15 protein-coding genes are annotated in these 15719 nt (G+C 64.5%); 2 read left to right on the forward strand and 13 right to left on the reverse strand.

Features of this window, described 5'->3' with window-relative positions:
• Positions 1–45: 45 nt before the first annotated feature.
• The 3 genes from ruvA to AC54T3_RS00495 are packed head-to-tail and all read right to left on the reverse strand — an operon-like array spanning position 46 to position 1975.
• Positions 46–666 (reverse strand): Holliday junction branch migration protein RuvA, encoded by a 621-nt coding sequence (gene ruvA / locus AC54T3_RS00485; RefSeq protein ID WP_496621511.1) that lies wholly within the window; start codon positions 664–666, stop codon positions 46–48.
• Complete coding sequence (gene ruvC / locus AC54T3_RS00490) at positions 663–1196, reverse strand: crossover junction endodeoxyribonuclease RuvC (RefSeq protein ID WP_496621512.1); 534 nt, start codon at positions 1194–1196, stop codon at positions 663–665. The genes ruvA and ruvC overlap by 4 nt, the downstream gene beginning before the upstream one ends.
• A 29-nt stretch (positions 1197–1225) precedes the next feature.
• Positions 1226–1975 (reverse strand): YebC/PmpR family DNA-binding transcriptional regulator, encoded by a 750-nt coding sequence (locus tag AC54T3_RS00495; protein ID WP_496621513.1) that lies wholly within the window; start codon positions 1973–1975, stop codon positions 1226–1228.
• Between the two features lie 205 nt (positions 1976–2180).
• On the opposite strand from AC54T3_RS00495, the gene zapD reads away from it, so the two are divergent.
• Positions 2181–2948 carry a cell division protein ZapD gene (gene zapD / locus AC54T3_RS00500; protein ID WP_496621514.1) on the forward strand — a complete coding sequence of 256 codons (768 nt, stop codon included), beginning with the start codon at positions 2181–2183 and terminating at the stop codon, positions 2946–2948.
• A gap of 3 nt (positions 2949–2951) precedes the next feature.
• Here zapD and AC54T3_RS00505 read toward each other — a convergent pair whose 3' ends face one another.
• Complete coding sequence (locus AC54T3_RS00505) at positions 2952–4157, reverse strand: TraB/GumN family protein (protein ID WP_496621515.1); 1206 nt, start codon at positions 4155–4157, stop codon at positions 2952–2954.
• 207 nt (positions 4158–4364) lie between these two features.
• Here AC54T3_RS00505 and AC54T3_RS00510 point away from each other — a divergent pair, with 207 nt between their 5' ends.
• Entirely contained in the window at positions 4365–4682 is a 318-nt protein-coding gene (locus tag AC54T3_RS00510; protein WP_496621516.1) for a DUF3301 domain-containing protein, read from the forward strand.
• Positions 4683–4740: 58 nt separating this feature from the next.
• Here AC54T3_RS00510 and AC54T3_RS00515 read toward each other — a convergent pair whose 3' ends face one another.
• From AC54T3_RS00515 to AC54T3_RS00555, 9 genes are all read right to left on the reverse strand, one after another.
• Positions 4741–5175 carry a ClpXP protease specificity-enhancing factor gene (locus tag AC54T3_RS00515; RefSeq protein ID WP_496621517.1) on the reverse strand — a complete coding sequence of 145 codons (435 nt, stop codon included), beginning with the start codon at positions 5173–5175 and terminating at the stop codon, positions 4741–4743.
• A gap of 17 nt (positions 5176–5192) precedes the next feature.
• A complete protein-coding gene (locus AC54T3_RS00520; RefSeq protein WP_496621518.1) occupies positions 5193–5798 on the reverse strand; it encodes a glutathione S-transferase N-terminal domain-containing protein in 606 nt (201 codons plus the stop codon).
• A gap of 313 nt (positions 5799–6111) precedes the next feature.
• Positions 6112–6849, reverse strand: a complete 738-nt coding sequence (locus AC54T3_RS00525; RefSeq protein ID WP_496621519.1) for a cytochrome c1 — start codon at positions 6847–6849, stop codon at positions 6112–6114.
• Positions 6846–8105 carry a cytochrome b gene (locus AC54T3_RS00530; RefSeq protein WP_496621520.1) on the reverse strand — a complete coding sequence of 420 codons (1260 nt, stop codon included), beginning with the start codon at positions 8103–8105 and terminating at the stop codon, positions 6846–6848. The genes AC54T3_RS00525 and AC54T3_RS00530 overlap by 4 nt, the downstream gene beginning before the upstream one ends.
• The gene (gene petA, locus AC54T3_RS00535; RefSeq protein ID WP_496621521.1) at positions 8105–8704 is read right to left on the reverse strand and encodes a ubiquinol-cytochrome c reductase iron-sulfur subunit; all 600 of its coding nucleotides are present in this window, start codon (positions 8702–8704) and stop codon (positions 8105–8107) included. Before petA ends, AC54T3_RS00530 begins: the two co-directional genes overlap by 1 nt.
• Positions 8705–8999: 295 nt before the next feature.
• Positions 9000–9752: a Nif3-like dinuclear metal center hexameric protein gene (locus AC54T3_RS00540; RefSeq protein ID WP_496621645.1), complete on the reverse strand. Its 753-nt coding sequence runs from the start codon at positions 9750–9752 to the stop codon at positions 9000–9002.
• A gap of 270 nt (positions 9753–10022) precedes the next feature.
• The gene (locus tag AC54T3_RS00545; RefSeq protein WP_496621522.1) at positions 10023–12092 is read right to left on the reverse strand and encodes a BatD family protein; all 2070 of its coding nucleotides are present in this window, start codon (positions 12090–12092) and stop codon (positions 10023–10025) included.
• A gap of 5 nt (positions 12093–12097) precedes the next feature.
• Positions 12098–14002: a VWA domain-containing protein gene (locus AC54T3_RS00550; protein WP_496621523.1), complete on the reverse strand. Its 1905-nt coding sequence runs from the start codon at positions 14000–14002 to the stop codon at positions 12098–12100.
• A 125-nt stretch (positions 14003–14127) separates the two neighbouring features.
• Positions 14128–15693: a S41 family peptidase gene (locus tag AC54T3_RS00555; RefSeq protein ID WP_496621524.1), complete on the reverse strand. Its 1566-nt coding sequence runs from the start codon at positions 15691–15693 to the stop codon at positions 14128–14130.
• Positions 15694–15719: the final 26 nt, after the last annotated feature.

Genomic DNA, 15719 nt, shown 5'->3' on the forward strand with positions numbered 1-15719 from the left:
CGGGGCCGACACCATAGCACATAGGATCTGAAGACCCGGGGGCATTCAGCTCGGGCTCACCGATTTCAGTGCGGCACGGATGATCTCTTCGGAGGTCTTGGCACCGTCATCCGCTGCGCGCGCCATGCGGTTCGCATCCGGCGGCTTATAGCCGAGCGCGATCAGCGCGCCGATGGCGTCGGTGAGCGGATCATCCGGCGCCGTCATCGGCATCGCCGTGGCCGCCGCTGGCGCCCCGGCACCCGGCGCGGGCGGGTCACCGAGCTCGGCGATGCGATCCTTCATCTCCATCACCAGCCGCTGCGCGGTCTTCTTGCCGATGCCGGGCAGCCGGCTCAGCATCGCGATGTCCTCTTGCTCGACGCATTGGGCAAAGCGCGCCGCATCCATCCCGGAGAGGATCGCTAGCGCCATCTTCGCGCCGACGCCGGTCACACGCAGCAAGGCGCGAAACAGGGCGCGATCGTGCTCGCTGCGAAACCCATAGAGTACATGCGCGTCATCGCGGATCAGCAGATGGGTCACCAGCGTCACTGACTCACCGACCGCCGGCAGATCGTAGAAGGTCGACATCGGCGCCTCGACCTCGTAGCCCACGCCGCCACAGTCGATCAGCACCTGTGGCGGATGTTTGGCGATGATCTCGCCGCGCAGGCGCCCAATCATGGCCGGAAATCGCGCCAGCTCGCCGCCGCCCGCTTGCGCTGCGGGATGCCCATCGAGTGGGCATGGCAGAGCGCGATGGCGAGCGCATCGGCCTCGTCCTCACCCGGTTGATCGCTGAGCGACAAAAGCACACGCACCATATGTTGAACCTGACTCTTTTCGGCATTACCGGTGCCAACCACCGCGAGTTTGACCGATTTCGGGCTGTATTCGTGCACCACCACCCCGCCCTTGAGGCCGGCGCAGAGCACCGCGCCGCGCGCTTGACCGATCTTCAGCGCCGCAGTCGCATCGCGGGCGAAGATCAACTGCTCGACCGCCATCTCATGCGGGCGATGCTCGGCGACCAGGGCCGCGACCTGATCGAAGATCAGCCCCAGCCGATCCGGCCAGGCATGCTGGCCGACCCGCACGCAACCGCGCGCGATACAGGTGCTGCGCTGACCATCGGTATCGATCACGCCATAGCCGGTGTTGCGCGAGCCGGGATCGATGCCGAGCACGCGATGGCGAAGCGGCGGCTGTGACATGGGCTGAACGGCTGATGGCCCGCTGCTGCTCAGTTGTCGAGCGCGGCCATGATGTCATCGGGAATGTCGGCGTTATTGTAGACCTCTTGCACGTCGTCGAGATCCTCGAGCGCGTCGACCATCTTCAGCAGCTTTTCGGCGCCCTCGGCATCGAGTTCGATCTGGGTCGCGGCGTTGAAGCTGACCTCGGAGACACTGGTATCGAAGCCGCCTGCGGCCAGTGCGTCGCAGACCGCACTGAACTCCTCGGGAGCGGTGATCACATCGAGCGAGCCGTCATCGTTCACCACCACATCCTCGGCCCCGGCCTCGAGCGCGGCCTCCATCACCGCGTCTTCATCAGTACCGGGCTGGAAGCTGACCACGCCCTGCTTCGAGAATAGATAGGCCACCGAGCCATCGGTGCCCAGATTGCCGCCATACTTGCTGAACGCATGGCGCACCTCGGAGGCGGTGCGGTTGCGATTGTCGGTCATGCAATCCACCATCACCGCGACACCGCCGGGCGCATAGCCTTCGTAGCGGATCTCCTCGTAGTTGTCGCCATCATCGGCGCCGGCGCCGCGCTTGATCGCCCGATCGACGGTATCGCGTGGCATATTAGCGCCAAAGGCCTTGTCCATCGCCAGGCGCAGCCGCGGATTCGAGCCAGGGTCGGCGCCGCCTTCGCGCGCCGAGACCGTGACCTCACGGATCAGCTTGGTCCAAATCTTGCCGCGCTTCTTGTCCTGCGCGGCCTTGCGGTGCTTGATGTTGGCCCATTTACTATGACCGGCCATGTGACTCCCTCGATTCGCGGTCCCGAGACAGGGTGGGACCATTAGCTATTATGGAATAGCCCGTCAGTCTATCATCGGCCGCGAGGCCACGGCAGCCAGGATGAGCGCATGTGGTTCCTTTACCCGATACCGGCGATGCCGCAGAATTGGTGTGCCAAAGCCTTGCCCCAACCCGCTATCGGAAGCGCCCGAGGAAGCCCTCATCGTGTCTCAAGAAATGATCTTCGAGCATCCGCTGAACGAACGCATCCGCACCTTTCTGCGGCTCGAGCATCTGTTCGAGAAGGTCGACTACTTCGTTGCTCAATCAGCGCATTGGAGTACCCGCGCCGCCCTGGACGGACTGCTCGATATCGTTGCGATCACCGCCCGCGCCGATATCAAGACCGAGCTGCTCAAGGAGATCGATCGCAACCTCTCGACGCTCGCGCGGGTCCGCCATCAGCCGGGCGTTGATCAAGGCGCGCTGAAAGAGGTCGTCGATGGTCTGGAGCGGGCCGCCGCCAGTATCCACGACATTCCCGGGCAGATCGGCAGCAAGGCGCGCGATGATGATTTCCTCAAGGCGATCGCGCAGCGCAACAGCATCCCGGGCGGCGCCTGCAGCTTCGATGTGCCCCTCTATCATCACTTCCTGACCCAGCCGATCGAGCAGCGCCGCGCGCGCATGGCCAGCTGGACCGATGAGATCCAGCCCGTCAGCGAGGCCATCCGGCTCGTGCTGTCGCTGGCCCGCACCAGCGCCACCCCGAGGCAACTGGTCGCGCCCGAAGGCTTTTTTCAGGAGGCGCTGGACCTTCAGGTTCCGGCCCAACTGATCCGGGTCGGCATCGGGCTGGATTGGGCCGTCTATCCCGAGGTCAGCGGCCACAAAAACCGCTTCAGTCTGCGCTTCATGCAGGCGAGCACGGCCGGCCGGCCGGTGCAGTCGTCTGAGGACGTGCCCTTCAAGCTGACCTGCTGTGTGTTCTGAAACTTAGGTGATCAGGCGATCGATCAGCCTAAATCCGGCCAGGTAGGTGCCCGCCGCCGAGCCCAGCGTGCTGAAGATGAAGACCAGCAGCACCCGCGAGACCCGGTTCCGCCACCAGCCGCGCGGACTGGTGACATCGTTGCGGAGGCTGCCGAAGTCACCGACCGCAGGACGCCTCAGCGAGAGTTCAATGGCACCGGTGACCATGCCAGCGCCGATGGTGGGATTGAGCGAGGTCAAGGGCGCCGCGCAGAAGGCGCCCAGCACCGTGAGCGGATGCGCGCCGGCGAGCGCGGCGCCCAATGCCGAGAGGCCGCCGTTGATCAGCACCCAATCGGCGACCATGTGCCAGCCGAGTTCGGCGCTGCGGGTGAAACCATAGGCAAAGACGGCCAGGATCAACACTGCTAAGAGCCAAGGGAAGACCCGCCAGAAGCGCGATGGCGGCGGCGCCTGATTGAGCGCGGCGATGGTCTCGGCTGGCGCCGCCGGATCATTCGCAAGCTGCTCCGAGAGCCCCTTCAAGTGCCCGGCGCCGACCACGGCGAGGATGCGCTGGTATCCGTGTTGCTCCGCCTCTTGCCGCAAGCGGGCCGCCATGTAGCGGTCGCGCTCGGCGATCAGCGGCGCGAACAGGCGCGCGCGATCCTGCGCAAACTCGGCGAAGGCGGTCTCGAGGATGTCACCTTGCTTGAGCTGTTCGACCTCGTCCTCGGTGACCTTCTCGCGCGTGAGCAGCCCGGCGAGCAGTCCGCTGAAGAGGTTCAGGCGCTGCCAGAAGCCAAGGGCGTGCGCGGCCCGGCGCAGGGTGATACCGATCTCGCGGTCGATCAGCAGCACCGGGACTCCACGCGCCTCGGCCAAACGCAGGGCCATGCGCTGCTCGGCCCCGGGCTCGATCCCGAACTGGTCCGCGATGCGTTGTTGATAAGCACCCAAGGCCAGACTTGCGGCGACCATGTAGACCCGTTTCTGACGGATGACAGCGAACAGATCGAGGCCCGCGAGCGCGTCGGGGTTCGTCAGCGAGTCGGCGCGGCTGCGACAGAGTTCGACCGCGACCGCATCCACCTCCAGCCCGCCCTCGCCGAGCAGTTCAGCGACCTTGTCGGTGCTGGCCCGCGAGACATGCGCGGTCCCTAACAAGGTCAGCTGCGTGGACCCAATCTGGGTGTCGCGGATCGGTTCTTCGGGCGTTTGACTGCTCACGGATACAGGGGTCGGGGCTGCGCATCGGAGGCGCATGATATACCGGGCGGGCGCGGCCTGTCGCGTCACCAGCGCCCCTCAACAGCCAGGACGGCTTCCAGCTCGACTGGCACCCGTCCCGGGGCTTGGCCTATGATCCCCCGACCTGATCCAAGCCGGTCGTCGTTTGACCAGTGACCGGCTGGCGAGCGTACCGAGGAGCCCCGTGTGATCGATCAGCTACTCGCCCTTGTGTTGATGTGCTTGGTGGGCTGGTTCTGGCTCGATGCCTCGCGCGACCGCGAGATGGCGGTCGGCCTCGCGCAGAACGCCTGCCGGGAGCGCGGTGTACAGCTGCTCGATCAAGCCGTTGCACTGCGCCGGTTCGGGCTGCGTTGGCGCACCCAAGGGCTGCGCATTCGCCGCGTCTATCGGTTCGAGTTCAGCGAGGAGGGGATAGGCCGACGCACCGGCTATCTGGTGCTGCTCGGGCTCCATCTGGTTGATCTGAGCCTCGGGCTCCCCGAGGTCAGTGATGACGCTTGAGCCAGCGGGTCGAGCCAATCGGCCTAGCTAACAGGCCAAGGCCTTGGCTCCAGCGCCGCTATTTGACCACGCGCAGCGCTGGGCGCTTGGCCTTGTCATCCGAGCCGTCGGAGGGCCCCCGGCCCGCATCACCCTCGCCAGAGCCTTTCTTCGCCTCATCATCGGCGGATGCGGGGTCACTGCCGTCTTCTTCAGCGAACAGCATGCCCTGACCATTCTCGCGCGCGTAGATGCCGACAACCGCAGCAATCGGCAGCTCGACCGGGAACGGACGGCCACCAAAGCGGGCCGAGAAGAGGATGGCCTCGTTGCCAAGCACCAGACCTTGGACGGCGCTCGCGGCTACATTGAGCACGATGCGCCCGTCAGCGACATAGTCACGCGGAACCACCACATCCGGGCGCTTCGCATCCACCAGCAGATGGGGTGTCATGTCATTATCGGCGATCCACTCATAGAGGGCGCGGATGAGGTAGGGGCGATTCGAGGTCATCGGTTGCTCCGAGCAGTCTAGGCCAGATCGGTCACCATTTCGCGCTCCGCCTCGGTCAGGCTAACGCGGAACGACGGCCATTCAAACATGCGCGCGGCATACTCAGTGACCGGGCTTGCCGCTGCGGGGAGTTCAAGCTCGAGGATCGGCAGGCGCCACAACAGCGGCGCGACGCAGCAATCGACCAGCGAGAACTCATCGCTCATGAAGAAGCGGTTCGCCGCAAAGATCGGCGCCACCGCGACCAGGCTGTCGACCAATTCTTGACGCGCCTGACGCGCCGTTGCGGCATCGGCGGTGCGGATCATGCGCATCCGATCGTACCAATCACGATCGATCCGATAGATGAACAAGCGCGCATTCGCACGCCCAACCGGGTCGACCGGGAGCAATGGCGGATGCGGGAAACGCTCATCCAGATACTCCATCACGATGAGCGATTCGTACAATCTCAGGTCACGATCGACCAGGGTCGGAACCGTGCCATAAGGATTAAACTCCATCAGTTCATCGGGCAGGGCCTTGGCATCGACATCGACGATCTCAATGTTGATGCGCTTCTCGGCGATCACCATCCGCACGCGATGACAATAAGGGCAGGTCGGATCAGAGAAGAGCGTCATGGTCGATCGTCTGTTGCCAGCCACTGGCTCTGTTTCCTGACGAAGAGCTTACCACCGCGCAACGGGGAACGCAGAGGCAGGCTACAAATGGTGATGGGATAGATCCCAAGGGCAGCGCCCGCTCTCCCCGGAGCCTGACGCCAATCCGCAAGCATACACCGAATTGCGTCTCTCAGGGTCAACGGAAGCCGGCACTGGGTCCGTTCGGCACGATCCCAACGCAAAAGCGGTCGGCAGCGCCTCGCTGCCGACCGCCCATCTTGGGTGACTGCCGAGCGTCGGCGGGGCACATACCCCACCGACAGGGCGCCGATCAGTGGATATCCTTCCAGAACTCGCGCTTCATGTAGAAGGCCAGGATGAACATCAGACCAAGGAACAGCAGCACATAGAGGCCGAGCTGGCGACGCTCGAGCTTATAAGGCTCGCCGGCATAGGTCAGGAAGTTGGTCAGATCCCGAACCATCACATCGTACTCGGCCGGGGTCAGTTGACCGGGCTCGACCAGTTTCACGCCGACCACATGCCCACCGTCTCCCTCGCCATGACCACCGGCATGGACCGGTGCCTGGATGCCCTGCAGATGGGCGAACGGATGCGGCATGCCAACATCCGGGAAGACCAGGTTGTTGACACCGTAGGGGCGACTGTCATCGACGTAGTAGGACTTCAGGTAGCTGTAGACCCAATCCGGCGAGCGCCAGCGGGTGACGAGCGTCAGATCCGGGATCGCGGTACCGAACCAGGCCTCGCCATCGGCGGACTTGAGCGCAGTGGTCATCATATCGGTCGGCTTGGCATCGCCGAACAGAAGATTCTCGCGCAGTTCATCCTCGGGGATACCCAGATCCTGGGCCATGCGCTGATACCGCATGTATTTCAGCGAGTGACAACCCTGACAGTAATTGACAAAGTACTTGGCTCCGCGCTGCATGGACGCCTGATCCCTGAGATCAATGTTGGCATCTTGGAGCTTTGGACCATGGCCACCAGCGGCCATCACCGCCAGCGGGGCCAACAAGAGGGCGAGTGCAAGGATTGCGTGTTTCATGACGTCACCCTCTCCGGAACCGGCTTCGTCTTTTCGAGCTTGGTGTAGATCGGCATCAGTAGGAAGAATGCGAAGTACAGGACAGTGAAGATCTGTGCCAGCAGGGTATAGAGGTCGGTCGAGGGCATCAGACCTAGATACGCCAGCACCACGAACGACACCGCGAACACGGCGAGGAAGAAGCGCGAGAGCACCCCTTTGTAGCGCATCGAGCGCACCGGGCTGCGATCGAGCCACGGCAGCAGGAACATGATCAGAATCGCGCCGAACATCACGACGACACCTGGGAATTGCGAGCCCCCGATCGGCGGCACCGCGCGCAACATTGCGTAGTAGGGCGTGAAGTACCACACCGGCGCGATATGCACGGGCGTCTTCAGCGGATCAGCCGGCTGGAAGTTCGGCGCTTCGAGGAAAAGCCCACCGAGATCTGGTGCATAGAAGACAACAGCCGAGAAGATCGCCAGGAAGACGACGAGGCCGGTGATGTCTTTTACCGTGTAGTAAGGATGGAAAGGGATGCCATCGGCAGGCTGATTGGGATCCCACTGGTTACCCTTCGGCCCCTTCTTGATCTCGATGCCATCGGGATTGGTGGAACCCACCCGATGCAGCGCGACGATGTGGATGAACACCAGCCCTACGAGCAGGAACGGAATCACGAAGTGGAAGGCGAAGAACCGGTTGAGTGTGACGTCGGAGATGACGAAGTCACCACGCACCCAGGTCGAGAGGTCACCGCCGATCTCCGGCACCGCCGCGAACAGGTTGACGATGACCTGCGCGCCCCAATACGACATCTGCCCCCAAGGCAGCAGGTAGCCAAAGAAGGCCGTCGCCATCATCGCCAGATAAATCACCACACCGATGATCCAGAGCAGCTCGCGAGGGTTTTTATAGGAACCCCACATCAGCCCGCGGAACATGTGCAGATAGACAAGGATGAAGAAGAACGACGACCCTGTGGAGTGGATGTACCTCAGGAGCCAGCCCCAGTTGACATCACGCATGATGTACTCGACTGACGCGAAGGCTTCCGCCGCCGAGGGCTTGTAGGACATCGCCAGCCACAGACCGCTGACGATCTGAATGATCAGCACCACCAGGGCCAACGAGCCGAAGATCGACCAAAGCCCCATATTTTTCGGCGCATAGTATTGGGCCATGTGGTCATTCCACACGGCCATGACCGGAAAACGTTTATCCAGCCAACCGAGAAACCCTCTCGGCGCTGTATCGACCGTCTCAACGCTCATCAGGCGGCTCCTTCTTCATCCTCACCGATGAGGATGGTGGATTCGTTCAAATAAGTGTGTTTCGGGATGACGAGATTCGTCGGTGCCGGAACCCCCTTGTAGACCCGCCCCGCCAGGTCAAACTTCGACCCGTGGCAAGGACAGAACCAACCGCCCTTCCAGTCCGGGCCAAGATCGTCCGGCGCCACCTCTGGGCGATAGGTCGGCGAGCAACCCAGGTGGGTACAGATACCGATCACCACGAAGTAGCGTGGATTGATAGCCCGCTCTGGGTTCTGGCAGTACTCGGGCTGCTGAGTCGCGAGTTCCGAACTCGGATCAACCAATTTGGATTCCAGCGTTGGTAACGATTCGAGCATCTTGTCGGTGCGATGCACCACCCAGATCGGCTGACCGCGGAACTTGACGCGTAGCAGCGCCCCTGGCTCCAGCTTACTCACGTTTGCCTCGACTGGAGCGCCCGCAGCCCGCGCCTTTGCGCTCGGATTCATGGAGGCGATGAAAGGGACGGCCACAAAGCCGACGCCGACAGCACCGACTGCGCTCGTTGCGGCGACGAGGATGCGCCTGCGGCCCTTATCCGTGCCTTGTTCGTTCATGCGTTTGTCGACCCCTCGCTAGGCTCGATGAACGACCTCCCGCGCAACGAGACGGTCGAACAGTCTGATGATGAAAATGAGAATATCGCTAAGCTTTGCATAACCGACCGCGCATTCTCCATGAAGCGGCCAACCCAGGTCAAGAAAGCCCCCGACTGATCAGGGTTTTACAACGCCTATAACCAGCCCGTATTAGAGCCGAGTGCTCGGCGATGAACCACGACAAAGGTCAAAAAACCAGTGCGCAGCATGGGTTTGTGGCGGAATCTTGCGGTAAGTGTGGGCATGATGACCATTAGACAGGGTTCTCGATCTCGATGTACTGATGCTCGAGGCCAAAGTGAGCGGCCAAGTGCGCGCCCAGGGCCTGGACCCCATAGCGCTCGCTGGCATGATGACCGATGGCAAGATAGTCGATGCCCAGCTCGCGCGCGAGATGCACAGTCTGTTCCGAGATCTCCCCGCTCAGGTAGCCATCGACGCCCAGCGCTGCGGCCCGCTCGATCGCACCCTGCGCGGCGCCGGTACACCAGGCAATCCGGCTCAACGGATGGTTGACCACGGCCACATGCAAAGGTTCGCGCCCCAGGGCGCGGGTGACGCGCTCGACAAGCGCAGCGCCTGACAGCGGTTCGGCCAAGTTGCCACACCAGAGAAGATCATCCGCGCCGGCGCTGGGGTGTGCGTCCAGCAGCCCGAGCAGATCTGCCAGTTGCCGATTATTGCCGAGTTCTGGGTGCGCATCCAAGGGCAGATGATAGGCGAGCAGGCTTAGCCCGGCGCGCATCAGTGTTCTGATCCGGCGTCCTTTGAACCCGATCAGAGGCGCTGCCTCGGACTTCCAGAAGAAGCCATGATGCACCAGGAGTGCATCGGCCTCGGCCGCGAGCGCGGCATCGATCAAGCGCTGACTCGCGCTCACGCCCGTCACCAAACGCCGCAGCGGCCGATCGCCTTCGATCTGCAGTCCATTCGGGCAATAGTCGCTGAAACGCTCGACCCCCAGGAGACGATTGCAGTAGTCAGCGAGTTCGACGGCGGAGGTTATGCAGGTCACCCAGAGCCTCTGGAGAGTAAGGATGCAGCGCGTTCAGCGCTCGGTCATGCGGTCGATGTGGACCGTGATGTGTCATCCGAATGCGATGAACCATCCACCATACCACACTCATCCTACTCGGCTTCAGGGCCGAGCCGTCATCCTCCATGCGCGAACAGCGCGAGCGTCCGTACCGGCCAGCCAATCGTCTCTTACTTAGGCTGATCAGGACACAAGCGCCCCATCGCCTCCATCGCCCGGCATGGCGACGCGCTTTGGACGTTAGCGCGGATAGAGCGGCGCGAGCGAATCTTCCGAGGATGGAGCAGACGCCGGCTGGGCGCTCAAGCCATCCTTGACCGCCAGCCACAAGGTCTCGCCTTGCCAATCCGCCTGACCATCGGGAGCGCCGTAGAGGCGGCGCTCCAGCGCCCGGATCGCCGGCCCGCCCCGTTCGGCACGCTCCGCCAAGGCGCGGAGGCCGCTCGGCGGCGCATCCGGCCAGATCAGAGCCGCCCAGGCGAGCAATGCCGTGGCGGCCGCGCGCGGATCATCGCGCTCGCAAGCACGCTGCACGGCAGCGCGCGCGCGTCGCTCCTGATTCGGCGCACGGCTGTGCATTTCAGCCTTCAGCACCGCTGGCACTGGCGTCGAATGCCGACGCAGCCAACCTCCGTGAAGCCAGCGCCCGTGCAGCCAACGCCGATGTCGCCAGAGCAAGCCGGCGCCGAGCGCAATCAATGCAGCGAACAGCAGACCCCAGAGCCTTTTGAACGTCCAGAACCCAGTGTCCATGCCGACATCCGACCCAGTATCCGACTCAACGCCCGCGCCAGCATCCTCACCGGCCCCAGTAGCACCACCACTATCAGCCTGGGCCTCGTCCGCTCCAGTGTCCACGCCGGCCGCCGCTGCCCCCTCGAGCATTTCAGCATCGGCAACCGAGCCGGCCACAGTCAACGCCAGCGCCGGCACTGTTGCGATGCGTTCCTCGCCAGCCTCGGTATGCCACCAGGGCACCTCGATGCGCGGCAGCTCGACATCCCCACCGCGCGTCGGGATCAAGGTCAACGGCTGGTGACTGATGCCGATCAGGGTCTCGCCATCGCTGTGCGTCTCGGTCTGGGTCTGACCCGGATAGAGCCGAAAGCCGGCCGGCGTCGGGATCTCGATCTCCGGGATCTGATTCCCGGCCAACCCCCTGGCGATCAGGGTTAGAGTTCGGGTCACCGGCTCGCCGAGCCTGAGTGCCGGCGTCTTGCCACCATCGGCGGGATTCCAAGAATCCTTCATCTCAAGCGCCGTCGCGGGCAGCCAGTGCTCACCGCTGAAGTCCTCGGCACGGGCCGCGACCTCGAGCACTAGGGCTTCGCTCTGCGCGCGCGCTGGCTCACCGCGCTCGAAGAGCGAGCCGGTGGGCCCAAACCGCAGACCACCGAGCATCCGTTCGAACATTGGGTCATCGAACAGATCCGGCAGATCTCGTCTGGCGAGCGCGTCCGGACCTTGCGCGCGCTCGGTTTTGAGTTCGGCCTCGAAGAGGATCGGCGGGATACGCAGGGTTCCGCTGCGCTCCGGGCTTAAGGTGTAGCGGCGCTCGATGACCCGATACTGCTGCCCGCCGCGTGTAGTCAAGCGGCCTTGATCCCGGCCGATCCGCGTCAGCACCGCGCCCTCGAGCGTTGGCATCTGGATCGCATAATCGATCAGCGGCCGCGCGCTGTAAGCGCGCACCACCAGCGGCATCTGCTGCTGAACCACTAAGGTATCCGGCCGGGCATCAGCCGGCCCGGTATCAGCCGCCCCATCGGCATCAGCGCCCAACGCAACCTCGAGCCAGACCTGATCGCCGGGCGCGCCCAGCCCGCCCTCGGGCACCGCATCGACCTGCAGGCTCAGCGGCTCGGTGGCTGCCGAGCCGACCTGGATCGACGGAATCTCCAGCTGGCCCAGCCGTTTCGGCAGCAGCGCGATCCGCCAGCTGGTCTTGTCCGAGCGCTGCCCATTGATGATCTGGGTCTGCTGGGAGGTGTTGACGCCAGCGACCTCGAAATCCTCGTCCAAGGGGTCAAGATCCGGCTCCTCGCCCGACAAGCGCCCAACGCCCCCACCAGAACCCCCGCCAGCGACCTCGATCGTCAACAGCACCCGATCGCCCTCGTAGACCTGGGTCTGATTGAGAGAGGCGCGTGCTTCGGCGGCCAGACCCGAGCCCGGCAGCAGCATCAGCAGACCGAGAAGCACAAACAGGCCCCAGCCACGCGTCGCGATGGATGCGAGTGGCGCGAGTACCACGATTGGCGCGACCTCAGGAGCGGTGCGGTCATGTCGAGAGACGAAAGCAAAGCTCATCGCAATCACCAAGACGTCTCGCTAGAAGGCTGATCAGCGCCATTCCGGCGCGTCTGATATTGATAGAGGAATTTCCGGCGTAACAGCTCGGCCGGATCATCGGGGATGCGCCGCAGCCATTGATCCGCCGCTTGGCGTGCCTCGCGCTCCTGGGGTTCTAACGCCGCAGAAGCCACATCGGCCGCAGTCCGTTGATCGCGGTCATCCATTGGCTCATCGCGCTGATCACCAAGTCGTTCAGCGCGATCAGCGAAACCGGTGGCGCTCTGCTGCTGATCGGCCGAGGATTGAGCAGCCGAGCCCGCGCCTTCTCCGGGGTCGTCCGTCGGGTCTTCTTCCAGGTCTTCTCTGGGCTCTTCTCCCGGTTGCTCGTCCGATGCCGGCTGTCCATCTTGCTGTTCGCCGTTCTCATCCGCGCCGGCCTCACCGCTCGCATCACCGCCGGCATTGCCCCCAGCATCGTCCGACCGCTGTTGCTCGGCCTCGGCCGCTTGCGACTCCCCGTCGTCCTTCTGCAACTCATCGCCTTGATCCTGCTGCGGCCGAGACTGCTGCGCTTGCGAGCGCAGCGCGGCCTCGACCTGGGCTCGATTATAGCGAGCGTCCTCGAGCCCAGGATCGCGCGCGAGGGCTTCATCATAGGCGGCCAAGGCTGCTTCCAGCTCGCCGCCACGCGCCAATGCATTGCCGCGATTGTAATGCGCAACGGCGCGATCATCCGTGCCGAAACGGGCCGCCGCTTCCGCATACTCGCCGAGCCGGTACGCAGCGCTGCCAGCCCGCCCCGAGTGCGTCGCCAGCTCGCGCGCGCGTTCAAAATCATTCGCCGCCAACGCCCGCGCCGCCTGTTGCTCCGGGCGCTGCCAGAGATCCGCCCAGCCGAACGCCAGCGCCGGTTGTGGCAGCATTAGCGCGCCGGGCGTGAGCGTGAGCAGCAGCATCGCCAGCCAGCTGCGGCGGAAGGCAAGCGCCGCCAAGGGCACTAAGAGCACCGCGATCCAGGGACCCAGCTCACGCCAGCGCTCGGCGAGCATCGGGTCGCGCTCGGCGAGCGCTCGCGGACGGGCGTCGGGATCGATCAACACCTGATCCAGATCGCTGCCGCTGTTGCCGAGGGTGGCATAACGGCCCGCACCCGCCGTGGCCAGTTGCTCCAGCGCGGCGATATCGAGCCGAGTGATCACGGGTCCATCGGCGCTCGTCACGCCAGGCACCTGCGCGCCCTCGGCGGTACCGACACCGATCACGCCAAGCGCATGGCCGGCCTCACGCAGCCGTTCGGCGGCCTCAATGGCCCGCACCCCACCGGCATCATCGGTGAGCAGGATGACCTCGCCACTCCGGGCTGCGGCCTGGCGCAGCAGATCCAGCCCGAGAGCGATCCCGCGATCCGGCCGGCTGCCCTGAACCGGCATGATCCGTGGGCTCAGCGCCTCAAGCATGGCGCGAATGGTCTCGGCATCGTCGGTCAGCGGCGAGACCGCAAAGGCCTCGCCGGCGAAGGCGACGAGCCCGACCTGACCATCGGCGCTGCGGCTTAGGATATCAGCGACCTTGTAGCGCGCTCGCTCCAGGCGCGACGGGGTCAGATCCTCGGCCAGCATCGAGCGCGACAGGTCCAGCACCACCACCCGCGCGGCATCGCTGCGGAAGGCCGGCACCGGCTCGCGCTCGAAGGTTGGATTGGCCAGCGCGATCACCGCGAGCAACCAGCCTGCGGCCAGTAACAGCAGCGGCCACTTGCGTGCGGGCTCGTCACCGCCCACCTGCAACACCGCAAGCAACCGCGCATCGACGATCCGCCGCCAGGCCGAGGCCCCGGCATCAGTCCGCCAGGCCCACCAGAGCAGCAGCCCGAGCGGAATCAGCGCCAACAACCACAGCGGCTCGATGACATGGAAATCGTTCATCGCAGAACTCCGTTGTCACTCCCAGACGGCATGCTGGGCCGGCTGGGGGCCGTCCGCAGATAACCTGAACAATCTGTATGCTTGCGGCCACAACGCGCTGATCGCCCTTGAGCCAAACGCTCAAGTTACTTGCGGACAGGCTCTGACGAGGTATTGACGGCCTTGGACTCGGCTGCGGCCGGCGTCTGACCGAGGATCACCAACCCCTTGAGCACGTTGAGGGCCTCGGAGAGCTGATAATCCTCGGCCGCGAGCGAGGGCTTTTCGCGATCCTTGCCTTTGCTGGCGGCGGTCTCGTCGCTGCCAGCCCCGTCAGTGCCAGCCCCGTCGCCACTCGCGTCGTTATCGGCTGAATCCTCAGCCTCAACCTCGAGATCGTTGGCGTCTTCCAGATGGCGGATCAGGTTGGCTTCCTTGAGCGGCGCGACCTCGGCGTCCGCGTCCAGGGTGAGGCTGCCGCGCTCGAGGATGATATCCGGCACGATGCCGAGCGCCTGGATCGAGCGTCCGGCAGGGGTGTAGTAACGCGCGGTGGTGAGCTTGAGCGCGGTGCGCTCATCGACCGGGATGATGGTCTGCACCGAGCCCTTGCCGAAGGTTTCGTTGCCCATGATCAGCGCTCGGCGCTGGTCCTGCAGGGCACCGGCGACGATCTCGGAGGCCGAGGCGCTGCCGCCATTGACCAACACGATGAGCGGCGCGCCCTCGAGCACATCGTCGGGGCCGGCGCGGAATTCGAGTTTGGCCTCCTCGAGGCGACCTTCCGTGTAGACGATCAGGCCCTGCTCGAGAAAGGCGTCGCTGACGCCGACTGCGGTGTTGAGCATGCCGCCGGGGTTGTTGCGCAGGTCGAGGATGACGCCCTTGAGGGGGCCGTCGTTGTCCTGCTTGAGCGTCTCGATGGCCTCGAGCAGATCCTCGGTGGTGCGGGATTGGAAGTTGGCCACGCGCAGATAGCCGAAGCCGGGCTCGAGAATGCGCTGCTTGACCGAGGCGACCTTGATGATCGCGCGCTCGAGTTCGACGCGCAGCGGCTTGGCCTCGCCATCGCGCATCAGGGTGAGCTTGATGGCGCTGCCGGGCTTGCCGCGCATCAGCTTGACGGCGTCGCCGAGGCTCATGCCTTTGACGGGTTTGCCGTCGATGCGCACGATCAGATCGCCGGCCTGGATGCCGGCGCGCTGGGCGGGGGTGTCGTCGATGGGGGCGATGACCTTGACGAACCCATCTTCCATGCCGACCTCGATGCCGAGGCCGCCGAATTCGCCGGTGGTGCCGGTCTGTAGATCCTTGTACTGGTCGGGATCGAGATAAGCGGAGTGGGGATCGAGCCCGGCGAGCATGCCGCGAATGGCGCTGGCGAGGAGGTCGCGGTCCTCGACCTGTTCGACGTAGTCGCTCTTGATGCGGCCGAAGACCTCGGCGAACACGCGCAATTCATCGAGCGGCAGGCCTTCGGGCGCGTCGTCGTCCTTGCCCTCGGCCGACTCCAGCGCCTTTTGCACCTCCTCGACGCTCGGCTCCGGGCGGGTGCCGGTAGGCTTGAAGCCAGGTGGTGGCGGCTGCACCACCGGCGCCGGCTCGGCGTCGGGTTGCCCCGCGCCGGATTGCGCTGCGTCGTCCTGCGCCCAGGCAGCGGGCAGCAGGCCACAGAGAAGGAGAGCGAGAAGGGCGGGCTGGCGATTGGTCATGGATTCATCCTGCGGGCTTGGAGCCG

This window comes from Halochromatium sp. NSM3, assembly GCF_059621085.1.

Bases quoted from the DNA above. Each gene is read 5' to 3' on its own strand.
- ruvA (WP_496621511.1), bottom strand. From the start codon at position 666: ATGATTGGGCGCCTGCGCGGCGAGATCATCGCCAAACATCCGCCACAG.
- AC54T3_RS00545 (WP_496621522.1), bottom strand. From the start codon at position 12,092: ATGAGCTTTGCTTTCGTCTCTCGACATGACCGCACCGCTCCTGAGGTC.
- petA (WP_496621521.1), bottom strand. From the start codon at position 8,704: ATGAACGAACAAGGCACGGATAAGGGCCGCAGGCGCATCCTCGTCGCC.
- AC54T3_RS00530 (WP_496621520.1), bottom strand. From the start codon at position 8,105: ATGAGCGTTGAGACGGTCGATACAGCGCCGAGAGGGTTTCTCGGTTGG.
- ruvC (WP_496621512.1), bottom strand. From the start codon at position 1,196: ATGTCACAGCCGCCGCTTCGCCATCGCGTGCTCGGCATCGATCCCGGC.
- AC54T3_RS00555 (WP_496621524.1), bottom strand. From the start codon at position 15,693: ATGACCAATCGCCAGCCCGCCCTTCTCGCTCTCCTTCTCTGTGGCCTG.
- AC54T3_RS00520 (WP_496621518.1), bottom strand. From the start codon at position 5,798: ATGACGCTCTTCTCTGATCCGACCTGCCCTTATTGTCATCGCGTGCGG.
- AC54T3_RS00550 (WP_496621523.1), bottom strand. From the start codon at position 14,002: ATGAACGATTTCCATGTCATCGAGCCGCTGTGGTTGTTGGCGCTGATT.
- AC54T3_RS00525 (WP_496621519.1), bottom strand. From the start codon at position 6,849: ATGAAACACGCAATCCTTGCACTCGCCCTCTTGTTGGCCCCGCTGGCG.
- AC54T3_RS00495 (WP_496621513.1), bottom strand. From the start codon at position 1,975: ATGGCCGGTCATAGTAAATGGGCCAACATCAAGCACCGCAAGGCCGCG.
- AC54T3_RS00515 (WP_496621517.1), bottom strand. From the start codon at position 5,175: ATGACCTCGAATCGCCCCTACCTCATCCGCGCCCTCTATGAGTGGATC.